Origin of the sequence: Aestuariivirga litoralis, assembly GCF_003234965.1 — a bacterium.
Taxonomy (GTDB): domain Bacteria; phylum Pseudomonadota; class Alphaproteobacteria; order Rhizobiales; family Aestuariivirgaceae; genus Aestuariivirga; species Aestuariivirga litoralis.
Genome location: NZ_QKVK01000014.1, coordinates 27,121 through 51,385, shown reverse-complemented (window position 1 = coordinate 51,385; position 24,265 = coordinate 27,121). Strand labels below are relative to the sequence as shown.

The 24,265-nt window shown below is 66.7% G+C and carries 17 protein-coding genes and 1 pseudogene; 7 read left to right on the top strand and 11 right to left on the bottom strand.

All coding sequences use genetic code 11. The features are described 5' to 3' along the window. The 4 genes and pseudogenes from DK847_RS19625 to DK847_RS19610 form a co-directional block, all read right to left on the bottom strand. Positions 1–327: pseudogene (locus DK847_RS19625) on the bottom strand (transporter); the annotation flags it as partial. 52 nt (positions 328–379) lie between these two features. Continuing rightward, on the bottom strand, positions 380–2,170 hold the full coding sequence (locus DK847_RS19620) for an amidohydrolase (RefSeq protein WP_161957397.1): 1,791 nt from the start codon (positions 2,168–2,170) through the stop codon (positions 380–382). A gap of 106 nt (positions 2,171–2,276) precedes the next feature. Continuing rightward, positions 2,277–3,818, bottom strand: coding sequence for a trimethylamine methyltransferase family protein (locus DK847_RS19615; protein ID WP_111200243.1), 1,542 nt, complete (start codon positions 3,816–3,818; stop codon positions 2,277–2,279). Further along, positions 3,815–5,851 carry an oxidoreductase gene (locus DK847_RS19610; protein ID WP_111200242.1) on the bottom strand — a complete coding sequence of 679 codons (2,037 nt, stop codon included), beginning with the start codon at positions 5,849–5,851 and terminating at the stop codon, positions 3,815–3,817. The genes DK847_RS19615 and DK847_RS19610 overlap by 4 nt, the downstream gene beginning before the upstream one ends. Positions 5,852–6,159: 308 nt before the next feature. Between DK847_RS19610 and DK847_RS19605 the strand changes: the two genes are divergently transcribed. From DK847_RS19605 to DK847_RS19575, 7 genes are read left to right on the top strand one after another with little or no spacing between them, the layout of a single operon-like run. After that, positions 6,160–8,178 (top strand): CocE/NonD family hydrolase, encoded by a 2,019-nt coding sequence (locus tag DK847_RS19605; protein WP_111200241.1) that lies wholly within the window; start codon positions 6,160–6,162, stop codon positions 8,176–8,178. Between the two features lie 37 nt (positions 8,179–8,215). Then, positions 8,216–9,166 carry an ABC transporter permease gene (locus tag DK847_RS19600; protein ID WP_111200240.1) on the top strand — a complete coding sequence of 317 codons (951 nt, stop codon included), beginning with the start codon at positions 8,216–8,218 and terminating at the stop codon, positions 9,164–9,166. Further along, positions 9,159–10,013, top strand: a complete 855-nt coding sequence (locus tag DK847_RS19595) for an ABC transporter permease (protein ID WP_111200239.1) — start codon at positions 9,159–9,161, stop codon at positions 10,011–10,013. Before DK847_RS19600 ends, DK847_RS19595 begins: the two co-directional genes overlap by 8 nt. After that, positions 10,010–10,981, top strand: a complete 972-nt coding sequence (locus tag DK847_RS19590; RefSeq protein ID WP_111200238.1) for an ABC transporter ATP-binding protein — start codon at positions 10,010–10,012, stop codon at positions 10,979–10,981. Before DK847_RS19595 ends, DK847_RS19590 begins: the two co-directional genes overlap by 4 nt. Next, positions 10,978–11,985: an oligopeptide/dipeptide ABC transporter ATP-binding protein gene (locus tag DK847_RS19585; protein ID WP_111200237.1), complete on the top strand. Its 1,008-nt coding sequence runs from the start codon at positions 10,978–10,980 to the stop codon at positions 11,983–11,985. Before DK847_RS19590 ends, DK847_RS19585 begins: the two co-directional genes overlap by 4 nt. Then, on the top strand, positions 11,975–13,531 hold the full coding sequence (locus tag DK847_RS19580; protein ID WP_111200236.1) for an ABC transporter substrate-binding protein: 1,557 nt from the start codon (positions 11,975–11,977) through the stop codon (positions 13,529–13,531). Before DK847_RS19585 ends, DK847_RS19580 begins: the two co-directional genes overlap by 11 nt. 50 nt (positions 13,532–13,581) lie before the next feature. After that, the gene (locus tag DK847_RS19575) at positions 13,582–14,184 is read left to right on the top strand and encodes a TetR/AcrR family transcriptional regulator (RefSeq protein ID WP_161957396.1); all 603 of its coding nucleotides are present in this window, start codon (positions 13,582–13,584) and stop codon (positions 14,182–14,184) included. Here the strand turns inward: DK847_RS19575 and DK847_RS19570 are convergent. The 7 genes from DK847_RS19570 to DK847_RS19540 form a co-directional block, all read right to left on the bottom strand. Continuing rightward, entirely contained in the window at positions 14,181–15,191 is a 1,011-nt protein-coding gene (locus tag DK847_RS19570; RefSeq protein ID WP_111200234.1) for a phosphotransferase enzyme family protein, read from the bottom strand. The two genes, DK847_RS19575 and DK847_RS19570, sit on opposite strands and share 4 nt — an antisense overlap. A gap of 70 nt (positions 15,192–15,261) precedes the next feature. Further along, on the bottom strand, positions 15,262–15,795 hold the full coding sequence (locus DK847_RS19565; RefSeq protein WP_111200233.1) for a hypothetical protein: 534 nt from the start codon (positions 15,793–15,795) through the stop codon (positions 15,262–15,264). Positions 15,796–15,860: 65 nt separating this feature from the next. Then, the gene (locus DK847_RS19560) at positions 15,861–16,613 is read right to left on the bottom strand and encodes a sulfotransferase-like domain-containing protein (protein WP_111200232.1); all 753 of its coding nucleotides are present in this window, start codon (positions 16,611–16,613) and stop codon (positions 15,861–15,863) included. Next, on the bottom strand, positions 16,610–17,920 hold the full coding sequence (locus tag DK847_RS19555; RefSeq protein ID WP_111200231.1) for an aspartate aminotransferase family protein: 1,311 nt from the start codon (positions 17,918–17,920) through the stop codon (positions 16,610–16,612). Before DK847_RS19555 ends, DK847_RS19560 begins: the two co-directional genes overlap by 4 nt. Positions 17,921–17,933: 13 nt before the next feature. Further along, the gene (locus DK847_RS19550) at positions 17,934–20,330 is read right to left on the bottom strand and encodes a GcvT family protein (protein WP_111200230.1); all 2,397 of its coding nucleotides are present in this window, start codon (positions 20,328–20,330) and stop codon (positions 17,934–17,936) included. After that, positions 20,327–22,723 carry a GcvT family protein gene (locus tag DK847_RS19545; RefSeq protein WP_111200229.1) on the bottom strand — a complete coding sequence of 799 codons (2,397 nt, stop codon included), beginning with the start codon at positions 22,721–22,723 and terminating at the stop codon, positions 20,327–20,329. The genes DK847_RS19550 and DK847_RS19545 overlap by 4 nt, the downstream gene beginning before the upstream one ends. Continuing rightward, a complete protein-coding gene (locus tag DK847_RS19540; RefSeq protein WP_111200228.1) occupies positions 22,723–24,258 on the bottom strand; it encodes a trimethylamine methyltransferase family protein in 1,536 nt (511 codons plus the stop codon). The genes DK847_RS19545 and DK847_RS19540 overlap by 1 nt, the downstream gene beginning before the upstream one ends. Positions 24,259–24,265 lie beyond the last annotated feature (7 nt).

Sequence of the window (24,265 nt, the reverse complement as noted above, 5' to 3'; positions counted from 1 at the left end):
GCCGTGGGTGGGCTTCGACGGCGAGAGGAACAGGCTCTGCTGGGTGTTGCCGAGGCCCCACTGGTTGCCGGATGGGCCCGCAATGTCGTTCTGCGAGGTGACCGGCAGGATGGTGCGCGAGATGAGGTTCCAGTCGTCGTTCAGCTTGATGGGAATGACCGGCTGGACGTTGAGATAATACTGGTCGCCGTCATCGGGTCCGATGCCGTGGTTCCAGTTGCCCTGGAAGGGCACGCTGATCAGGTTCGCCACCGGGTTGGTCAGTTCCTGGGCCAGGTCAGCGGTGTCGTCGGCCTGGGCCGGTGTCGCCAGCGCCAGCCCGAGCATCGCCCCCGCGACCAGTGTCGTCTTCATCATCTCGTCCCGTCCTTTTCGATCTTCAGCCAAACTTCTTGTCGCCCGCCACCCAGGTCTCGCTGACCTTGATGGTGTCGATCTTGGCCGGGTCGACGGTGAAGGGGTTGTCCTCGAGGATGGTGAAGTCGGCCTCCTTGCCGGCCTCCAGCGAGCCCAGCCGGTCGGGCTGGCCCACCTGGCGCGCGGCGTCGATGGTGATGGCTTCCAACGCGCGCTGCACGCTCACCGCCTGGTCGGCACCGATCACCGAATTGTCGATCTGGCAGAGACGGGTCACCGCGGTCTTGACCAGGCGCAGCGGCCCGATGGGCGAGCAGGGCGAGTCGGTGTGCAGCGTGAAGCGCAGGCCCGCCTTGTCGCAGGCGCCCGCCGGATCCATGAAATTCGCCCGCTCCGGGCCGAAGATCTGGTCGCGGTAGGCCGCACCGTAGAGCGTCACGTGGTTCATCAGGAAGCTCGGCTCGACATTGAGCTTCTTCATCCGGTCGATCTGGTCCTGGCGGGCCATGGTGGCGTGCTCGATCCGGTTGATGCCGAGTTCCGTCGAGCCCGCATAGGCCCCCTCCAGCGCATCGAGGGCGATGTCGATGGCGAGGTCGCCATTGCAGTGGATGAGGCTGGGCAGGCCCGCCGCCTTCACATTGGCCACCATTTCCTTCATCGCCGCCGCATCGAAGTTCGGCTTTCCGGAGGAGGTGCTGTTGAGATAGGGCTTGGTCTGGGCGCCGGTCTCGGTCTGGTTCGACCCGTCGCCGATCAGCTTCACGCCATAGAGCGTGAACAGCGTATCGGGAAGCTGTGTGGCCTTGGCGCCCACACCGTATTTCCGGTAGTCGTCATAGCCCTTCATGTCCTCATACATCAGGCTCGCCGAGGTGCGCAGCGGCGCCTGGGCGGCAAGCTTCATGAAGGGCGCGATCCAATCGGCCTTCAGTGTGCCGGGCTCATGCAGAAGCGTGTTGCCGGCGGCGGCGCAGGCAGCCACGAACTTGTTCACCGCGCTGATGGCGATGGCTGGCGTGATCGTCGGCAGGCCGGGCTTGATCGTCTTCAGGAGGGCGGCTTCCTCATAGACGAGGCCGTTCAGCTTGCCATCGGGGCCACGGCCGAAATGGCCGCCGCCCGGCAGTTCGCCGATGTCCTCGGTGATGCCCGCGGCCTTGAGTGCCGGGCTGTTCACGCAGGCGTCATGGCCATTGGTGTACCAGACGAAGATCGGCGTGGTGGACGAGATCTTGTCCAGCTCATCGCGCGAAAGATCGCCGCCCTGCAGCAGGTTGTCGAAGTTCGAGGCCAGCACCCATGAGCCTTCCGGCGTGATGGAGACGAGCAGCTTGAGATTGGCGATCAGGTCCTCGCGCGTCTTGTTCTTGAGGTATCCCACATCGGTGAGAAGCTCGAGATAAATCGACGACAGAACCGTGTGATTGTGGGGGTCGATGAGGCCCGGCAGCAGCGTGCGGCCCTGGAGGTCGATCACCTGGGTCTTGGCGGTGGCCATCGACATGATGTCGGAGGCAGCGCCCAGCTTCACGATCTTGCCGCCGCTCACCGCAATGGCTTCGGCCGAAGCGGGGCCGACGATCGGGATGATGTTGCCGCCCTTGAAAATGGTGTCGATCGAGCCATCACTCGTCGCGGCGCGCGCCGAACCGCCGCCGACGGCAGGCAGGCCTGCACCCAGAAGGGCCGCGGTCGACAGGGCCATGAAACCGCGGCGGTTCGGCGTGACGGCGCCCAGGGGGGTAAAGGCGACCGGGCTTTCAAACAGCGAAGGGTGGTTCAGGACGGGGCTGACACAGGCGCGGCACATGGGACGGTTCTCCAATTGATAACGCATTCAATAGTGCGCCGGGACGACAAGTCGACAGCGTAAAAATACGTGGTTCGGGAAATGTGATCAGGCCACGGATGCCCGCTCAATTCAAGGGTGCGCCGCCCTCTAACTTGCGCCGCGCGATGAAGGCGTCGATCGCCTCCAGCCGGCCGGCATCGATCGCCGGCTGTTCGTAGTCGCGCAGCAGCTGCTTCCAGATGGTGTTGGCCCGCATGCGCGCATCCACCGATCCGCGCTCCAGCCAGTTGGGATGGTTGTCCCAGTTGGAGAGCAGCGGCGAATAGAAGGCCGTCTGGTAGCGCTCCATGGTGTGCGGCGTGCCGAAGAAATGCCCGCCCGGCCCCACGTCGCGGATCGCCTCCAGCGCCAGGCTCTCGGTGTCGACCACCACGGGGTCGCAATAGGCCGCCATCATCTGCAGGAGTTCGGCATCGAGGATCAGCTTCTCGAAGCTGGCGGTGAGTCCGCCATGCATCCAGCCCGCCGCATGCTCGATCAGGTGCGCACCTCCCATGACGGAGCCCCACAGCGACATCTGGCTCTCATAGGCCGCCTGCGCGTCGACCTCGTTCGCCGCATTCACGTTGGAGGAGCGAAACGGCACGCCGATGTGTCGCGCCAGCTGGCCCGAGGCCTGCGCCGCCTTGGCATATTCGGGCGTGCCGAAGGCGGGGGCGCCCGAGCGCATGTCGACGTTCGAGGTGAAGCCGCCATACATCACCGGCACGCCGGGGCGCACGATCTGGGTCAGCACGATCCCCAGCAAGGCCTCCGCATGCTGCTGGACGAGGGCGCCGGCCAGCGTCACCGGGCTCATGGCGCCTGCCAGCGTGAAGGGCGTGATCACGTTCACCTGGCCATGCTCGGCCATGGCGATCAGCCCCTCGCCCATGGGAATGTCCAGCTGCAGCGGCGAATTGGTGTTGATGATGCCGAGCAGTGCCGGGGTGCGTGTCAGTTCATCCATCGAAAGCCCCAGCGACAGCGCGCCGAGCACGAGGCCGTCCATGGTGCGCGCCCGGCCCAGCGTCTGCGTCTGCCAGCTCTTGTCGAGCATGGTGATCTGCGCACGGTAGAGGTCGAGGTGGCGGGTATTGGCCGGCAGGTCCATCGGCTCGAAGGGCCCGCCACCTTCCTGGTGGATGATGTCGAGCGACTGGATCACCCGCAGGTAATCGCACATCTCGGCATGGGTGCCGTCGCGCCGCCCGCCGTCATTGTCCATCACATAGGCAGGCCCGCCGACCGAGGCGAAGATCACGTCGTCACCGCCGATGAAGAGAGAGCGGGCCGGGTTGCGCGCCGCCAGCGTGAAGCTCTGCGGCACGGTGGAGAGCCGCTCCATCACCAGGGCGGGGTCGAGCTTCACCGTGTCGCCCTCGATCACCGCACCCGCCCGGCGGAAGTGATCGCGCGCGCTGTCCTCCAGCACACGCATGCCGATGTCGCGCAGCACCTTCAGCGCCGTCTCGTGCAGGGATGCCACATTGTCCGCGCTCAGCACCTCGATGGGCTTGTAGGGCCGCGTGACGCGGCCGAAGGGCCGCTGGTGCAACTCGCCCGTCACCCGCGCGGCGCGTGCGGGGCGGCGGCGCTGGCGGGTGTCTCCTGGCTCGATGCTCATGCAATGTCCTTTACGGGCGGGCGTTCACGGCGCGGCACGGCAACGGAGGCTTCGCCGAATTCCCTTGCGAAGCGGTGGGCGGAATAGACGGCATCGGCGATGGAGGAGGGCTGCAGGCAATCGCCCACGCGGCTCACGGTGAAGGGCCGCGCCGTGGACGTCAGCTCATGGAACAGCCGGTCGTCCGGCACCCGGCCAGTGGCCACGATCAACGTATCGCAGGCCAGTTCGCTCGCCTTGCCCGAGGCGCTGCAGGCAAGCCGCAGCCTGCCTTTCTCCTGCCCCTGCAGCAGGCGGCCGGTCTGCATCGGAAGTTCGATCTCATGCAGCCGCGCCTGCAGGAAGCCTTGTTCGTCGGTCATCGCGGTCCAGCTCGACACGGTGGGATTTGGCGTCACCAGCGTCACGCTATGCCCGGCGCGCGCCAGTTTTTCCGCCAGTGCACCAGCCATGAAGTAATGCTCGTCGTCATAGATCACGATGTGGCCCGCGAGCTGCGCACCGGCGAACACGTCATCGGGCGTCAGTGCATGGGGCAGGTCGAGCACGTCCATGCCGTTCACCCCCACCCCGTCGCGCCGCCATTTGGCACCCGTCGCCAGCACCACGTGGTCGGCGCCGAAACCTGCAATGTCATCCGCCGTCATCTCGCTGCCGGGGAAGACCTCGATAGTCGGCAGCTTCGCGATCATCTGCTGGCGCCAGTCGCGCACCCGGATCCAGGTCGCGAGTCCGGGGAGCGTCGACTCATTCAGGATGCGCCCGCCCAGCTTGGCCCTGCGCTCCGCCAGCGTCACGTCCAGCCCGCGGCGGCCGAGGCTCAGCGCCGCTTCGAGGCCTGAGGGGCCTGCACCCACCACCAGCACCTTCTCGCGCTTCGTATAGGTGGCGATCTTCTCCGGGTGCCAGCCGCGCCGCCATTCTTCCGAGATCGTCGGGTTCTGCGTGCAGCGCAGGTGAACGCCCTCATTGTTCGCCGCGCGGCAGATGTTGCAGCCGATGCATTCGCGGATCTCGTCCAGCCGCCCGTCGCGGATCTTGTTGGGTAGGAAAGGGTCGGCGATCGAGGGCCTGGCCGCGCCGATGAAGTCCTGGATGCCGCGCCTGATCTGACTCACCATCACGTCGGGCGAGGTGAAGCGGCCCACCGAGACGACGGGCTTCGTCGTCAGCTGCTTCACGAAGGCCACCTGCGGCTCCTGGTAGCCTTCCTGGCTGAAGCGCGCCGACTTCGAATCATTGCCCAGCGAACCTGCCACGTTCACGTCCCACAGGTCGGGAAGCTCGGCCAGCATCGCCACGATCTCGCGCCCCTCGCCATCGGACGTGATGCCGCCGGGCCCATGGAGCTCGTCGACGGCAAGCCGCACGGCGACCGCGCAGGTGTCGCCCACGGCCTCCCTGGTGTCCTCGATCATCTCGCGCAGCAGGCGCACGCGGTTCACGAGGCTGCCGCCATATTCATCCGTGCGCCGGTTGTGGCGCGGCGACAGGAACTGGAAGGGCAGGTAGTCGTGCCCGGCATAGACATAGACGATGTCGAAGCCGGCGCGCTTGGCCCTCTTCGCCGCGTCGCGCTGCCAGCCGCGGAAGGCGCGGATGTCGGCAAGGTCCATGCCGCGCGCCGTGGTGGGAAGGTGATACATGGCGGGGATCGTCGAGGGCGCGATGCCCGGCACGCGCGTCATGCGGTTCGAGGCATGCGAGCCGCCATGCCAGAGCTCGACGCCCGCCAGGCTGCCATGGGCGTGGATGGCATCCGCCGTCAGCGCCAGCGTCGCCACGTCGTCGTCGTCCCACAGCGTGAGGAAGCCATAGGGCGAATCGTCCGATGTCGGATGAATGGAACAATATTCGGTGCAGACCACGCCCCAGCCGCCCTCGGCCTTGATGCCGCGGAGTGCGGCACCCGCCTTCGGCCGCTGCCAGCCCATGCCGATGGCATGCGGCGTCTGGTAGAAACGGTTGGGCGCGGTCACGGGACCGATCTTCACGGGCTCGAAGAGAATGTCGTAGCGGCAGTCTCGCAGCATCGGTTCGCCCACTGTTATACGGTTGTATAGTAAAACGATGTTTCGGGTACGGTCAAGGGAGGGTACTCTCCCCGCCCGTTTCCGCCGTACACGCGGCGTCCGAGAGTTGAACGCAAGCGCAGCAAAACAGGCGCGGCTTGCGCTGCACCTGCGAAATTCCATGCCCAATTCGGAAGAATGCGCCTTTATAGCACACAGAGCGCGCGCTGTCAAGGATTTTTATCCCTCGATAGGAACGCCCTGCGAAAGAAGCCTGTTGACCGTCTTCCAAGACCAATTATACATGCGTACAACAACAGAGGCTATCGATGGTCGCCGTGCGGTCCGATTTTCCTTTTGCCGTCCGGGTGGTGGAGAACATCTTCATCCCCCTGCCGGACGGTACGCGGCTCGCGGCCCGTTGCTGGTTTCCCGAAACGGCGGAGCCGGTACCAGCCATTCTCGAATATCTCCCCTACCGCAAGCGTGACGGCACAAGGCCGCGCGACCAGGGGCTCCATCACTATCTCGCCGGCCACGGCTATGCCTGTCTTCGTCTCGACATTCGCGGCACGGGCGACAGCGAGGGGCTGATCGACGACGAATATACCGTGCAGGAACAGCTGGACGGCTGCGAGGCCATCGCCTGGATCGCCTCGCAAGGCTGGTGCGACGGCCAGGTCGCGATGATCGGCATCTCCTGGGGCGGCTTCAACGGGCTGCAGATCGCGGCGCGCCAGCCGCCCGCGCTCAAGACCATCATCACGGTGGGCTCCACCGACGACCGTTATGCCACCGACATCCACTGGGTCGGCGGCTGCCTGTCGAAGGACAATTTCGACTGGTCCTCCACCATGTTCGCCCACAATGACCTGCCGCCCGACCCGGAGATCGTGGGCGAGGCCTGGCGGGCCATGTGGCAGCAGCGCATGGCGCAGAACACGCCCTGGATCCTCACCTGGCTCAGGCACCAGCGCCGCGACGATTACTGGAAGCAGGGCTCGGTCTGCGAGGATTTCGCGAAGATCAGGATTCCCGTCTATGCCGTCTCCGGCTGGGCCGACAATTATTCGGAAGCCGTGCCGCGCCTGCTGGCCGGCCTCGACGTGCCGCGCCGCGGCCTCATCGGCCCATGGGCGCATTCCTATCCGCATGACGTGGCGGTGGAGCCCGCCATCGGCTGGCTGCAGGAGGTGCTGCGCTGGTGCGACCACTGGCTGAAGGGCCGCGACACCGGCATCATGGACGAGCCCATGCTGCGCGCCTGGATGCAGGAGAGCGTGCCGCCCCGGACCTGCTATGACGCGCGTCCCGGCCGCTGGGTGGGCGAGGCGCAGTGGCCGAGCCCGCGCATCCGCGAGCAGGCGTTCTTCCTCGATGCCGGCGGCAGCCTCTCGGCAAAATCCTCCGTCGGCGGATCAAGATCGATCTGCTCGCCGCTCTGGGTCGGCGTCGCGGCGGGTGAGATCGGCCGCTATGGCGGGGATGCCGAATGGCCGCCCGACCAGCGCGAGGATGATGGCGGCTCGCTGGTCTTCGTCTCCGAGCCGCTCACCGGGCAGCTGGAAATCCTCGGCGCCCCCACCCTCACCCTCGCCTTCGCCAGCGACAAGCCGCAGGCGCTGGTCTGCGTCCGCCTCAACGACGTGGCGCCCGATGGCCGCTCGACGCGCGTCACCTATGGCCTCCTCAACCTCACCCACCGCAACAGCCACGAGTTCCCCGAGCCGCTGGTGCCCGGCCAGCAGACGACGGCGGTGGTGGAGATGGACGACATCGCCCATGCCTTCCCCGCGGGCCATCGCATCGCGGTCTCGCTCTCGACCACCTACTGGCCCGTGGCCTGGCCCTCGCCGGAGCTCGCAACCCTCACCGTCGCGCTGGGTGACACGGTGCTGAAGCTCCCCGTCCGCCCGCCGGACCCGGCGGATGACAAGCTCCGCGAATTCGACCCGCCGGAAATGGCGCCGCTCCCGCCGGTCACGCGTGACCCGGTGGAGCAGACCCACCCGCGCCGCGTGGTGCGCGACCTCCTCTCGGGCAAGATCAGGGTGGACTTCCCGCGCTGGACCTATTCGAAGCACATGCACGACATCGGCCAGACCCAGCGCTCCTCCGCCTTCGCACGCTACGAGATCATCGACGGCGACCCGCTCTCGGCCACCCTCGTCACCGATTATGATGTCGAGATGGTCCGGCCCGACGCCACCATCACCCACCGCAGCACGGGCAGGATGACCTGCACGGCGACGCATTTCATCATCGAGATGGATCTCTCCATCGGCGAGAACGGCAAGACGGTCTTCGAACGGCACTGGCATGAGAACATCGCGCGTGACATGGTCTGAGCCACGAAGTCCAGGGCGGGGAGGCTGACGGGACGCCGTGCTGACCTATGCCATCAAGCGCATCGGCCTTGCCCTGCTGATCATCTGCGTGGTCATGCTGGCGATGTATGCGATGGTCTTCCTGGTGCCGGGCGACCCGGCCTCGCTGGCGCTCGGCCCCCGCGCCACGCCGCAGCTCAAGGCCGAGCTGATGCAGCGCATGGGCCTCGACCAGCCGATCTATGTTCAGGTCTGGAATTTCTTCAGCAACGTGCTGAGGGGCGACCTCGGCTATGACGTTTGGTCCAAGCGCCCGGTGGCGCAGATGATCGCCGAGGTTTTCCCCAACACGCTGTTCCTTGGCGCCGTGGCGATGTCGATCGCGCTGGTCGCGGGGATCGGGCTTGGCTGCCTCGCGGTGGTGTGGCAGGGCCGCAGCATCGACCGGGTGCTGGCGGTGCTCTCCGTCTCGATGATCTCGATCCCGTCCTTCGTGGTCGGCATCTATCTCCTCCTCGTCTTCGCCGTCTGGCTCGGCTGGTTCCCCGCCATCGGCGCGGGGGATCCCGGTGACTGGGGCAGCCAGATCCGCGCCGTGGTGCTGCCCGCCGCAGCGATCGCCATCACCTGGGTCGGCTATCTCGCCCGCCTGGTGCGCGCCTCCATGCTGGAGGTGATGTCGGCGAACCATGTGCGCACGGCGCGCGCCTTCGGCCTCACCGATGCGAAGATCGTGCTGCGCTATGCGCTGCGCGTCGCCATTGTGCCGGTCATCGCCATCGTGGCGGTTGGCTTCGGGTCCATCCTGTCCAGTGCGGTCTTCGTCGAGACGGTTTTCTCGCGCCCCGGCATCGGCACGCTCATCACCTCGGCGGTGCAGAAGCGCAACTTTCCCGTCGTCATGGGCTCGGTCCTCTTCATGACGGCCTTCTACCTCACCGTGGTCACGCTCGCCGACCTGCTGATGGCGAAGCTCGACCCGCGCGTGCGGGACACGCTCCGTGGCTAGCGGCAAGCGCAATGTGTGGCGTGCCCTGCTCAGCGAGCCGCTGGGCGTGATGGGTGGCATCATCGTGCTGGCCTTCGTGCTGATGGCGCTCTTCGCGCCCTGGCTCGCACCCTATGACCCGCTGAAGATCGACGTGATGCACAAGTTCTCCGCGCCCAGCCTCGCCCACTGGGCTGGCACCGACCAGCTGGGCCGCGACCTCCTCTCGCGCATCATCTATGGCGCGCGCACCGCGCTGGGCGTCGCCATCACCGCCACGGGCATCGCGGGGCTCGCCGGCATCCTGCTTGGCCTCGTTGCCGGCTATGGTCCGCGCTGGCTCGACTCGCTCCTGATCCTCTGCTTCGACTCGATGACCTCGCTGCCGATGATCATGTTCGCCCTCGCCGTCATCACCGTGCTGGGGCCCTCCACCGCCACGCTGATCCTCGTCATCATTCTGGTCTCGATCCCCGGCTATGCCCGTTTCATCCGTGCACAGACATTGAGCCTCGTGCGCAGCGACTTCATCATGGCGGAGCAGGCGATGAACGCGTCGAACGCCCGCATCATCCTGCTCCATCTGCTGCCCAACGTGGCGGGGCAGCTGCTGGTGGTGCTGTCGATGGACATTCCGGTGGTCATCATGCTCGAGGCGGGGCTCAGCTATCTCAGCCTCGGCGTCAAGCCGCCCACGCCCTCCTGGGGCAACATCGTCTATGACGGCTATGTCTCGCTCCGCCAGTCGCCGGGCATGGTGATCATCGCGGGCATTCCGCTGATCCTCGCCACGCTCGGCTTCACCTTCCTCGGCGAGGCGCTCCGCGATGCGCTGGACCCCCGCCTGCAGTTGAGGACGCTGCGATGAGCGAGCCGCTCCTCAAGGTCGATGATCTCTCCATCGCCTATGCCAGCGAGGAAGGCGCCCTGCAGGCGCTGCGCCACGCCACGCTGGAAGCCCGCGCCGGCGAGGCCATCGGCATCGTGGGCGAGTCGGGCTGCGGAAAGTCGACGCTCGCCTCGGCCCTGATCACCTTGCTCGCCCGCAATGCGCGGGTCACCTCCGGCGGGGTGCGGTTCGGCGGCAAGGACATTCTCGCGGTTTCGGACGAAGAGCAGCGCCGGATCCGCGGCCGGCACATCGCGATGATCTTCCAGGACCCGATGACTTCCTTCAACCCGGTGCTGACCATCGGCGAGCAGCTCGTCGATTTCCAGGACCAGCGCGAAGGCCTGTCGAAATCGGACAAGCGGCGCGCGGCCGCCGCCATGCTGAAGCGTGTCGGCATCCCGGACCCCGAACGCTGCCTCGGCCGCTACGTGCACGAACTCTCGGGCGGCATGCGCCAGCGCGCGGCCATTGCGGCAGCCCTGCTCATGGCGCCGCAGGTGCTGGTGGCGGACGAGCCGACGACCGCGCTCGACGTCACCATGGAGGCCCAGATCATCCACCTGCTGCGCGCGCTGCGGCAGGATTACAATGGCGCCATCGTCATCATCACCCATCACCTGGGCCTCGTCGGCGAGCTCTGCGACCGGGTCTATGTGATGTATGCGGGCGAGGTGGTGGAGGAGGGCTCGACGGACGACGTCTATCACAGCCCGCGCCACCCCTATACCCAGGCGCTCATCGCCTGCGACCCCGCGAATATCCATGACCAGACGCCGGTGCTGCCCACCATTCCGGGCCGGTTGCCGGATCTGGTGAACCCGCCTCAGGGCTGCAGCTTCGCCGCCCGGTGCGCGCGCGCCACGGACCACTGCCGCAGCGTGGCGCCGCCGCATGTCGAGGTCGGCTCCCGCCACTTCGCGCGCTGCCACGAGGCGCTGCCATGAGCGCCCTCTACGAGGTGGAGAATGTCTCGCTCGACCTGGCCGCACCTTCAGCCGGGCTGCAGCGCCTGCTGCCCGGCCCTGCGCCGCGCATGACGATCCTCAGCAACCTGTCCCTCAGCGTGGGGCAGGGCGAGATGCTGGGCCTCGTGGGTGAGTCCGGTTCGGGCAAGAGCACGCTGGCACGCGCCATGATGGGGCTCGTCAAGATCACCGAAGGCAACCTGCGCTTCGAGGGGCAGCCTGTCCGGAGCCGCGCCGACTTCGTGAAGGTGCGGCAGGGCGCGGCGCTGATGTTCCAGGATGCGGTGGCCTCGCTCAGCCCGCGCCGCAAGGTGGCGGCGCAGATCATCGAGCCCTTCCAGATCAACGGCGTGCCGCTGCCTGACGGCGAGAAGACGCCGCTCGCCATGCTGGAGCGCGTCGGCCTGCCCCCGGCGCTGGCCCAGCGCTATCCGCATGAGCTCTCGGGCGGGCAGGCGCGGCGCGTCTCCGTCGCCCGTGCGCTGGCGCTGAAGCCGAAGCTCGTCATCGCGGATGAGCCGACGGCGGGGCTCGATGTCTCCGTCCAGGCCGAGATCCTGAACCTGATGACGGGGCTCCGCCGCGACATGGGTCTGAGCTTCCTCATCATCACCCACAATCTCGCGGTGGTGCGCCACGTGACCGACCGGGTGGCGGTGCTCTATCTCGGCCGCATGGCGGAGTGGGGGCCGACGCGCGAGGTCTTCAGCCGGCCCTATCACCCCTATACGCGGAGCCTCATCGCGGCGGAGCCGCAGGCCGACCCGCGCAAGCGCCGCGCCGACCTCGCGCTCAAGGGCGAGATTCCCAGCGTGCTGGCAAGACCCACCGGCTGCGAATTCCACACCCGCTGCCCGCTCGCCCGCCCGCGTTGCGCATCGGAGGAGCCGCGGCCCCAGATGATCACACCGGAGCGCATGGTGCGCTGCCATTTTGCCGAAGAAACCAGGATAGAAACGCAAGGAGGAAACCATGGGACTTGACTGGAGCACGGATCGCCGCGGCCTGCTGAAAGCGGGCGGGGCCTTGTTTGCAGGACTCGCGGCGCGGCCGCATTTCGCCTGGGCGGCGGACGGCGACACGCTCAGGCTGCGCGCCACGGCGGACCTGCAGGTGCTGGACCCCAAGGGCATCATCGGCGAGCTCGATGACGTCATCCCCCGCTGCACGCAGGTGACGCTGGTGCGGCTGGGCGACATGCGCGACGGCAACAAGATCACGCCCTATGCCGCGAAGGTCTTCGAGTGGAAGGACCCCAAGACCATCGCCTTCACGCTGCATGACTACCTCACCTGGAACAACGGCTTCGGCCCGGTGACGGCGGAGGACGTGAAGTTCTCCTTCGAGCGCATCAAGGGCTCCGACTCGGCCTGGGCCTACCAGTTCGAGAAGCTCGACAAGGTGGAGGTCATCGACCAGCGCTCGGGCCTCATTCACCTGACCGAGCCATTCAAGCCGTTTCTGTACATCACGCTGCCCTATTATGGCGGCCACATCGTGTGCAAGGCGGCGGTGGAGAAGGCAGGCGGCAGCTACACGACATCGATCCCCGCCGAGTGCGGCCCTTACCTCCTGGACAAGTGGGAGCAGAACCAGAAGGTGACGCTTGTGGCCAACCCCGACTGGAAGGGCGAGAAGCCGGCCTTCAGCAAGGTCGAATACTTCATCGTCACCGACGACCAGGCGGCCCTGCTGGCCTATGAGGCGGATTCCTTCGACTATACCAAGCTGGCGCAGAGCTCCGCCAAGCAGATCAAGGCCAATGTGCCGGCGGACTCGAAGCTCATCGAGGCGCGGTCCACGCGCTATGTCTGGCTCACCATCAACATGAATGCCGAGAAGCTGAAGGACCCGCGCGTGCGCCAGGCGATCCAGTATGCCTATGACGGCGACGCGGTGCTGCAGGGCGCCTATGACGGGCTCACCACCCGCGCCACGGGCGTCGTGCAGGCCGACAGCCAGTTCTCGCGCGCCGCCAACAAGATCGCCACGCGCGACATCGAGAAGGCCAAGGCACTGCTTGCCGAGGCCGGCGTCTCGGCTCTGGAACTCAATCTCTACTGCCTCACCGACTCGGTCTCGCAGTCCACCGCGCAGATCATCCAGTCAAGCCTTGGCGAGGCGGGCATCACGGTGAACATCCAGCCCACAGAGGATGCCGCCTACTGGGCTCTGGGCGACAAGACGCAGGGCGACGGCTACAAGAACATCGAGATGGTGCTGATGGATTTCGCCGGCGGCATCGACCCCACCGAGAATCTCGTCTGGTTCCGGCCGGACCAGATCGGCGTCTACAACTGGTCCTTCTTCGACTCGAAGGAGTACGAGGACCTCTACCAGAAGGGCCTGGTCGAGCAGGACGATGCCAAGCGCAAGGAAATCTTCAACCGGATGGAAGACCTGATGGAAGACTCGGGCGGCTTCATCTTCATCTGCTTCCGGCCCTTCCTTGCGATCTACAGGTCCGATATCAACCCGGTGATCCTGGCGGACGGTCATCCGGACCCGACGCAGTTCACCAAGGCCTGACCTCAACCCGGAGGCGCGGGAATGACCCGCGCCTCCTCTTCATGACGACGATGACCAAGAAAGCAGCGGCACCCAAGTTCGAACGCATCGCTCCCGACGAGCGCCGGGCACGGCTGATCGCGGCGTCGATCGCCTGCCTCGCCAAGGGCGGCATCCAGGGCTTCACGGTTGATAACATCTGCCATGAGGCCGGCACCTCGCGCGGGCTCATCACGCACCACTTCGGTTCGAAGAATGCGCTGCTCGCGGCCGCCTACGCCTCGATCTACGGCAAGGTGCTGGACAACCTCGACCGGGCCGAAACCACGCCGCAGAGCATCGACGAACTCGTCGACATGATGTTCGCCGACAGTTTCCTCAGCCGCGACTATCTCAATGTCTGGCTCGCGCTGTGGGGCGAGATCGCGGTGAACCCGGTGCTGCAGGTGGAGCACCGCAAGAACTATGCGCTCTACCGCGAGCGCATTGCGCGGGCGATCTCCGCCTTCGCCCGCGGCCAGGGCGTGACGGTGGACAGCTATGACGTCGCCACCATCGTCATTTCGCTGGTCGATGGGCTGTGGCTCGAACAATGCATCGACCAGAGCCTGCTGTCGCTCGACCGCGCCAAGGACCTGTGCCGGCGCACGCTCACTGCCGTACTGAGCGCCTAACCGAAGCGGCGCATATAATCCTCGCACAGCGGCAGGGTGCCATCGGTGTAGCCGGCCCCCAGCGACTTCGGGAATTCCGCCTCGATGTGGGAGGCGATCCACGCCACGAGCAGGATGCGGCGGAGCATCACGAAGGTGGGGATCTCCGCCTCGTCTTCCTGCGACAAGGGCAGCACCTTGCGGTAGCCCGCCTTCCAGTGCTCGATCAGTTCCGGCACCTGGGGCTCATGCTCATAAAAGGAGACGGGTGTTGCAGCGTCATACATGTACCAGCTGAAGCCGCAATCGTCGAAGTCGATGACCTTCACGGTGCTGCCGTCAATCAGCAGGTTGGCGAGGCGCAGGTCGGAATGGATGAGACCGAAGCGCTCACGGCCCATGCCATAGGCGGCGAGCCGCCGTCCGATGAGGTCAACAGTTCGCTGGAAAAGTCGCCGCTTCTCGCCGTCCATGCCGATGCCGTCACGCCAGCGGCCCCAGTGGGGCCGGTCTTCCCCCAGCGCCGTGTCAAAGTTCCAGGTATGGCGCGTGAACCATTGGGGCCGCTGCCACCGCCGGGCATGGACATGCATGCGGGCCGCGATCTCGCCCAGGGCTGCGAAGGAATGGGTGAGATTATCGGTGATCCCCGGCTCGGCGCCGGTTTCCCAGTCGAAGAGGACGACGCGCCGCGGCGAGGCCATGCGCGCGTCCGGCACGGACTGGACCAGTGCGCCGTCACGCCCGTGGATGGGATTGGGCGTCACGGCGATGCCACTGCGCCGCAAGTCAACGGCCCAGGCAAGCTCGGAGGCGATGGCCATGTCCGACTGGTAGCCGTCGCGGTGAACGCGCAGCGCCCAGCGGCGGCCATCGGGCGCATCGATGCGGTAGGTTGCGTTTTCCGAGAGGTTCAGGAGTTTCGCTGTGGTGCCGGGCGGAAGCGGGTAAAGGGCCAGTGCACGCAGGGCGAGATCGTGGAGGATCCGCATCTGTTCGTCATGCGCCAGCAGGTTGAAGGCTGTCATTCCCGTTCCGTACATCGCTCAGGCGCGTCCTGCCGGATTGTCGAGGCTTCCGCAAGCCGCAGGTTCCCCCCTAGCGGCTTCTCCCGCCGAAATGTTTCCGGAGCGAGGCGAGATATCTCAGAAATGCGACATGATCGGCAATGCACATCACCAGGACGAAGAGGGTGAGGGCCAGCAGGACATAGCCGGCGAGGCCAGGATGAAGCGTGGCCAGTTCCTCCGGCAGGTCCAGCGTGGCCAGCGCCAGGTTACCCCTGCTGAACACGGAATATGTGATGACGACGAGGCCGCCCAGCAGCACGTGCCCGGCAAGCGCGGTGGCGAACCAGTAGCGCGTCCACCAGGCGAGCAGCGGGATGACCACGCCCGCCGCCAGCCCCAGCATGAGCCTGTCGGGATCCGGCAACAGCTGCTCGCAGTAGCGCAGCACCGGCATCACCGTGCGGTTTGCCAGGGTCGAGAATTGCCAGAGAAGCTCTGACTGGGGGTGGTGATAAAGCAGGCGGCGCACCGTCTCGGCGCCCAGCAGCGCCAGGAACAGCAGCGAGGCAAGCCCGTTCTGCAGGGCTATGAAGATGGAAGGACGGATCTGCGGGCGAGCCATGGTGGAGCGTCTTTTCTCCACCCAGCATGGCGCAAATTCGGCGTGGCGTCACCCGCCGCAGCGCTTCAGGCGAAGGCGAGGAGGCGCTGGTAGAAAGGCAGGTGGTGGTCGAGATAGGCCCTGAACCTGGGCTGCCCCTCGGCCAATGACTCGAATTCCGCTTCGCTTCGGGCCTGCTGTTCAGGCGTGATGGGGCGGATGGTGCTGCTCGCCATGACCTCGCCGTGCCAGCCCTGCACCTGCTGCCAGTCGGCCGGGGCAGGATCGTCCCAGTGCAGGGCCTCCGGCCTGGGGGCAAGGCCCACTGCCGCCCAGTAGTGCGCCATCTGCCCCTGCGGGTCGGCCTGTACCGCCTCGCTGCGCACCACCACGGGCGGCCTGCAGGTCTGCGCCATCACCGCCTCGGCATGGCGCCACTGCGCCTCGAGGCCGATTTCCTCGCACAGCATGTCCGGGTCGAGCTTGGCATAGGACAGGATCGATGCGCGCGGGTCGCGGACGAGGAAGCTGTGGGTGATGCGGTTGAAGAAAATCTCGTCCGCAAGCAGGTGCGGCACGACATAGTAGCTCATGTCCTTGAAGAAAACGGGGCCGCGCTTGGCCTTGGCCAGGATCATGGCGCGGATGGCGTCATAGCTGCGCGGGTGATCGTCCTTCGCATCGAAGTGCGGCATCTGCCGGGTGGAGCGGTTGACGTAGTAATCATACATGAAGGGTTCATGCAGGCAGTCGAGGTCGCCACGCGAGCGCATGATGCGCTCGAAGGCGGTGGACATCGAGCGCGGGTGCGACCACAGCGCGATGATGGGGTGACTCACGCCGTGACCTCCGTGAAGGCGCGGTCGATGCCTTCGGCAACCACCTCGACATCCGCCATCGACAGGCACATCGGCGGCACCATGCGCAATACCGAGCGGTGCGGCCCGGATTTCGACAGGATGAGGCCCTGGGCACGGCAGTTTTCGAACACCGCGGCGGTGACGCCCGCATCGGGCTCCCTGGTGCGGCGGTCCTTCACCATCTCGATCGCCAGCATCAGGCCGCGGCCGCGCACGTCGCCGATGGACGCGTGCTTCTGCTGCAGGTCCTTGAGGCGGGCCAGCAGCGCGCCGCCGACTTGGCGGGCATTCTCCTGCGTCTTTTCCTCGCGGATCACCTGAAGCACGGCGCGGCCTGCCGCGCAGCTCGTCGGGTTGGCGCCATAGGTGTGGAACATGAACTTCTCCGCCATCACGTCGCCGATGGCCTTCTTCGCCACCACCGCGCCCAGCGGGAAGCCATTGCCGATGCCCTTGGCCATCACCACGATGTCCGGCACCACGCCATCGGCCTCGAAGCCCCACATGTTGTCGCCGGTGCGGCCGAAGCCGGACTGCACTTCGTCGGCTATGTAAAGCCCGCCTGCGGCGCGCACCCGCTCGGCCGCGCCCGACATGTAGCCCCTGGGCATTTCCACGATGCCGCCATAGCCCTGCACGCTTTCGACGAAGATGCCCGCCACCCTGCCGGTGGTGGCGCTGGCGATGGTGCGCTCGATCTCGTCGAGATAGGGCTCGGTGCCCGGCCCGAAGATGCCGCGATACTGGTTGGGCTCCGCCACGAAGGCGACGTTGCCCGGCATGCCGGGGTGGCGGAAGCCGGCAATGCCGGTCAGCGACTGCGCGGCGGAAGTGGGGCCGTGATAGGCGGTGCGCAGCGCCAGGAGATCGAGATTGCCGGTATAGGTGCGCGCCATCACCATGGCGAGGTCGATCGCTTCCGAGCCCGAGTTTGTGAAGTGCACCACCCACTCTTCGCCCTGCGGCATGGTGGCGGCGAGTTCCTCGGCGAAATGGGCCGGAACGGGGTGGTAGAACATGGTGGTGCAGTGGGTGAGTTCCTGCGCCTGGGCCATGGCCGCATTGACCACGGTGGGGTGCGAATGGCCCACCGAGATGCAGACATTCATGCCCAGGAGGTCGGTGTATTTCTTGCCTTCCGCATCCCACAGGTACTGCATGGAACCCTTGCGGAAGACCAGCGGGTCCTTGAAGGGCACGAATTTGCGCTGCGAGGCGGCGTAGTAGGTGTTGCGGCGGCGGGCCGTCTCTTCAACCGTCCAGTCGATGTCGAGGGCGTCTTTCATGCGAACTCCTCCGTCAGGCCTTGAGCTTGAGGTTCTGCGGGTCGTGGGGCGGCTGGGCGAGGATGCGGGCCGGCCGCTCGATTCCCAGCAACTTCACCGTGAGCCCTTCCCGCATATCCCGCTCGCGCAGAAAGGAAAGGGCCAGAGACTTGCGAACGCGGTGGCCAAAGGCCCCCGAGGTGACGACGCCGACGGGGCGGCCCGCGGCGAAGACGGTGTGGGAATAGAAGGGCTCCACCTCGCCCTCCGTGTCGATCTCGAGCAGCACCATGTCCCAGCCGGGCTGGCGCTTCAGCAAGGCATCGCGGCCGATGAAATCGCGGCCGTCAGGCTTCACCAGGAAGGCGAGGCCGGTCTCCAGCGGCGTTCGCTCCGTCGTCAGGTCCATGCCCCAGCCGCGATAGCCCTTTTCCAGCCGCATGGAATTGGCGGCATAGGCCCCGTAATGACCGATGCCGAAAGCGTTGCCGGCTTCCTCGAGCGCCAGGAAGAGTTGCGCAGCATGGGCGCGGTCGAGATGGAGCTCATAGCCCTTCTCGCCCACATAGGACACTCGTAGAACGCGGACAGGGAGTCCGGCCACGTCCATCTCGCGTGCCGAGAGCCATGACAGGCCGGTGACATCGGCCAGCTTCCCCAGCACGTCACCCGAACGCGGACCCATGAGGCCGATCACCGCGAGTTCATCGGTGCGGTTGCGAATGCGCACGTCGAAGCCCTGGGCGCGGGTCCTGAGCAGGTCGAGGTCCATCTCCTCCGCCGCGGCGGCGGAGTTGAGATAGGCCCGCTCCGGCGCGAAGACGGTGACGGTGAATTCGGAAGCGACACCCCCTGCGGGCGTCAATGCGTGGGTGAGTCCGATGCGGCCTGGCCTCGGAGGCGTGTTGGCGCCCAGCGCATCGAGGAAACGCAGCGTGTCGGGCCCGGTGACGTCGAACTTGGAGAAGACGCTGAGGTCGGCCAGTGCCACGCGGTTCGTCACGCAGTCCACTTCACGCGCTACCGCCTCGAACCAGTTGGTGCGGCGGAAGCTGTCGCGGGTTTCGTCATGCGGCCGGGAGGAGAACCAGTTCGGCCGCTCGGCGCCGTGGGCCGCACCCATCACCGCACCGCGCTCCAGCATCAGCTCATGCAAGGCTGAGGTGCGCAGGTTGCGGGCGGCGGGGCGCTCCTCGAAGGGATAGTGCACGCCGAACTGCAGGCCGAAGCATTCGATGGCCTTGTCGACGCGATAGCGCCGATCGGCCCAGGGGCCGAAGCGCCGGCTGTCGACGGCGAGCGCATCCATGGGCGGTGCGCCATGGGTCATCCAGTGCGCCAGGAACTTGCCCGCGCCGCCGCCTTCCATCACGCCCATGGAGGAGCCGGTGAGCAGCCAGGCGTTCGGCACGCCATGGGCGGGGCCGATCAGCGGGTTGGCATCGGGCGTGAAGGTGATGGGGCCGTTGACCACCGTCTTGACGCCAGCCGTGGCGAGTGCGGGCACGCGGGCCATGGCGGCCTCGATGATGTGCTCCACCCGGTCGAGATCCGGCGCCATCAGCTCGGCGCCGAACTCTGGCGGCACGCCATCGACCGACCAGACCTGCGCCTGCTTCTCATAAGGGCCGAGGATGAAGCCGTCGCGCTCCTGCCGGCAGTACCAGCTTTCTTCCGGATCGCGGATGATGGGCAGCTCGGCCAGGCCCTTCTTCTGGCGTTCGGCGATGGCTGGCACGGTGTCGGTGACAAGATACTGGTGCAGGACCGGCACCGAGGGCACGTTGACGCCCATCATGCGGCCGACCTCGAAGCCCCAGGTGCCCGCAGCATTGACGATGTGCAGCGCGCGGAGCGTGTCGTTCTTCGTTTCCACCACCCAGCGGCCATTCTCGTGATGGATGGAATGCACGGGGTTATAGCGCTGGATCACCGCGCCATGGCGCTGGGCCACCTTGGCCATGGCGTTGGTGGCAAGCGAGGGATCGACATGGCCGTCGTCGGGTTCATAGATGCCGCCCAGCAGGCCATCGCGCACGGCGAGCGGATGCAGCTCCGCGATGCGCTCCTGGTCGATGATCTCGAGCGGATAGCCGGTGAACTCCGAGAGGCCCGCGACGTGGCGGAACTCGTCCATGCGGTCCGGATTACGGGTGACGCGCATGGCGCCGGAGCGGTGGAAGCCGCAGCTCTCGCCCGTCTCCTCAGGCAGGATGTCGCGGTAGAGCCGCACCGAGGTGGCGCGCAGTTCCTGAATCGTGGGGTTGTGGGCGAAGTGCGTGCACAGGCCCGCGGCATGCCAGGTGGAACCGTGGGTGAGGTCGTTCTTCTCGACCAGCACGATGTCCTGCCAGCCCGCCTTGGCGAGGTGATAGAGCAGCGAGCAGCCCATGGCGCCGCCGCCGATGATCACCACATTCACGTCCGTCATGCCGTCATCCTTTCACCGCGCGGATCATGTGGCGGCCGCGCAAGCACGGCTGCCTTGTATCTTGATCCGGCGATCTCGACTTCGAAGTTGCGCTGGGCGGTTTGGGCGGCGGTCTCGCCCGGTGCCACCTTCACCAGTGCAAGGGCGAGCGTCAGCCCGGTGCGAGCACCCCGCGCACCCGATGTGGTGAGGCCCACGACGGCGCCATGTTCCATAACCGGCTCGTCATGCACCACCAGCGGGCTGCCCTCGACCGAGAGCAGCACCATCCGTTGCGTGAGGCCCTGCTGCCTCTGCCTTTCGAGTGCGGGCTTGCCGCGGAAGTCCTTGGCCCAGTCGATGGTGAAGCCGAGGCCCGCCTCCAACGGCGTGATCTCCGGGCCGAGATCATGGCCCCAGTGGCGATAGCCCTTTTCGATGCGGCAGCCATTGAGCGCATGGTGCCCCATGGGCTTTGCGCCCGCGGCGATGAGGGCATCGAAGACCTGAGGCGCCTCTCCGTTCGCGATGGTGATCTCCCAGCCGAGTTCGCCCACATAGGAAATGCGCGTGGCAAGGCAGGTGGCGCCGGCGATGGTGGCGGCGCGTGAGGTGGAGAAGGGAAAATCCGTCCAGTCCTCCCCGGCGAGCCGCGCAAGCATGGAGCGTGACCCGGCACCCATCACGCCGATGACGCAGAAGTCCTCGGTGCGATCCGTGATGGTGACGTCGCGGTCCTTCGCGGCCCGGCGCAGCAGCGCCAGGTCGCGGCGGCGCGTGGCAGCACCGGAGACGAGGCGGAACTGGTCCGCCGCAAGCCGCGTGACGGTGACGTCCGCCTCGATGCCGCCCCTGGAGTTGAGCAGCGGCGTGTAGACGGCGCGCCCGATGCCCACGTCCATCTGCGCGGCGGCGAGGTGGTTGAGGAGCACCAGGGCGTCGGGGCCTGCTACATCGATCTTGGTGAAGGGCGTCAGGTCGAGCAGCGCGGCGCCGTGCTGCATGACCGCGGCCTCGCGTTCGGCAAGCGCCTGCCAGGGCTGCGCGCCGTCCACCGAATAGGGAAGGTCGCGCTCGGCCTCGTTCCGCGCATACCACAGGCCGCGTTCCCAGCCCACGGTGAGGCCAAAGACGGCGCCCTGCGCGGCCCAGCGATCATGCAGGGGAGACTTGCGCAGGCCGCGCCCGGCACGCGGCTGCTTGAAGGGCCAGTGCACCGCGAAGAGGTCCGATACCGCCTCGCGCATGCGCTCGCGCATGTGCGCGCCAGAGGCCGTCCTCGGGTCGGCACGCGCGATGTCGACGCCCCACAGGTCGCGCGGCTCTTCGCCGGTAATGATCCAGTCGGCCAGCACGTCGCCGATGCCGGCGGAACTCATGATGCCCACCGAATTCATGCCGGCGGCGACATAGAGGCCATCGACCTCCGGCGTCTCGCCGATATAGGGGCGGGTGTCGGCGGTGAAGCTCTCGGGGCCGTTCATGAAGCGCTGGATGCCGGTCTCCGCCAGCTGCGGGATCAAGGCGAGCGCCGCTTCCATGAAGGGGGCGAACTGGTCCCAGTCCTCCGGCATCTCGAGGAAGGCGCGGTCGCCTTCCGGGCCCTGGGGGTCCCATGGCTTAGCATCCGGCTCGAAGCCGCCGATGACGAGCCGGCCGGCATCACCCTTCACATAGATGCCGCGGTCGAGGTCGCGCACCACGGGGAAGGGGTTGGGAAACCCGGGCATGGGCTCTGTGACGATGTACATGTGTTCCACCGCCTGCAGCGGCAGTGCCACGCCTGCCGCATCCGCCAGCGTCTTCGACCAGGCACCGGCGCAGAGCACCACCTTGTCGGCGGCTAGCGTGCTGCCGTCGGTAAGTTCGACGCCGGTGGCGCGCCCGTGCTGGGTGAGGATGCGGCGCACGCCGGTGTTCTCGCGGATCATGACGCCATGGTTCTTCGCCGCCCTGGCATAGGCCATGCAGAGATCGACCGGGTTGACGTTGGCATCCTCCGGCACCATCAGCGCGCCGACGTGATCGGCGAGGGCAAGCTGCGGAATGGCAACGTCCTGCGGCGCGATGATCGAGGGCGTCAGGCCCATGTGGCGGCCGACGCTGCAGATGCGCGTCAGCTCGTCCATGCGCTCAGGCACGCGGGCCAGCCAATAGCCGCCGGTGCGGCGATAGCCGGTGCTCATGCCGGTCTCTTCCTCGAGGCGCGGGAAGAGGGTGAGGGCATGAGAAGCGAGTCGTGTCATGCTGGCGGTGGCGCGCAGCGGGCCCACGATGCCGGCCGCGTGCCAGCTGGTGCCGGAGGTGAGCTGGTTGCGCTCCAGCAGCACCACGTCCGTGGCGCCGCGCTGGCCCAGGTGATAGGCCACGCTCAGCCCCACTGCGCCGCCGCCGATGATGATGACGCTGGGCATCAGAAATAATTCACATCCGGCATAGAGGATTTCACCTTCGCAACGTAGTCCTTCAGCGCCTCGTCGATGGCCGGGTCGAGACCGGGATCTTCATAGCGCTCGAGCTGCTTCTTCCACAGGGCGTTGGCCCGCGTCGCGGCATCCTTGCCGCCCTCGGCCTGCCACTGCTCGAAGGAGTTGTTGTCGGCCGTCCAGGGGCGGAACAGGGCCGACATGAAGTTGAGCCGCGTGTGATCGCTGCCGAGGAAATGCTGGCCGGGGCCGGTGAGTGCGATCGCATCCATCGCCTGGGCGTTCTCGCTCAGGTCGATGCCGTCGAAGAAGCGCGCCACCTTGCCGCAGATGTCGTGGTCGATCAGCGTCTTCTCGTAGGAGGTGACGAGGCCGCCCTCGAGCCAGCCGGTGGCGTGGTTGATGAGGTTGGCGCCGGCGAACATCGACATGAGCAGGCCCCAGGCCGCCTCCTGCTGGCTCTGCGCATCGGGGAGCTTGGAGGCCGAGAGCGTTCCCACCGTGTGCAGCGGCACGCCAAGGCGGCGGGCGAGCTGGCCGGCGGCCAGCACCATCAGCCCCGCCTCCGGCGTGCCGAAGGTGGGGGCGCCCGACTGCATCGACATGGTGGAGGCGAAGCTGCCCATGAGGCAGGGGGCACCGGGATTGATCAGCTGCACGAGGGCGAGGCAGGCGGTGGCCTCGGCCAGCACCTGGGCCAGCGTGCCGGCCACGGTGGTGGGGCTCATCGCGCCGGTGAGAACCCAGGGCGTGCAGGCCACAGGCTGGTTGGCGCGGGCATAGGTCTTGAGCGCGCCCGACATGTGCGAATCGAGCACCAACGGCGCATTGGTGTTGGACACGCAATAGAGCACGGGGTGTTCGGCCACGTAATCGGCGCCGAACAGAATGCGCGCCATGTCGATGGCGTGGCCGGCGCGCTCCGCCCCGATGAAGGCGCCCATGAAGGCCCGGTCCGACCAGCGGATATGGGCATAGAGCATGTCGAGGTGGCGCTTGTTGGCGGGAAGGTCCACGGGCTCGCAGACGACGCCTCCCGAATGGTGCAGCCAGGGCAGGCTCTGGTGCAGCTTCACCAGTTCGACGAAATCGGCGTGGGAGGCATAGCGGCGGCCGCGGTCGAGATCATGCACGAAGGGCGGCCCCCAGGAGGGGCAGAGAACGGTGGCATTGCCGCCGAGCTGCACGCTGTTGGCCGCATTGCGCGCATGCTGGGTGAACTGGCGGGGTGCTGTGGCCTGAATGGTCCTGCGGCAGAAGCCGGGATCGAAGCGCACGCGCGCGCCTTCGACGGTGCAGCCGGCCATTCGGAAGATGTCGAGGATTTCGGGATCGCCGTGAAACTCCATCCCGGTGTCCTGCAGGATGCGGTCGGCATTGCGTTCGATGAGTTCGAGGCCCTCCTGCGACAGCACGCTGAAGGTGTCGAGCTGGCGCGAGATGAAGGGCGCGCGGGCTGGCGCGGATCTTCCGTCTTCGGCGGGGGTGTGGCGGCTGCGGCGCTTCTGGGTCAGTCGGGTCATTGCCGCG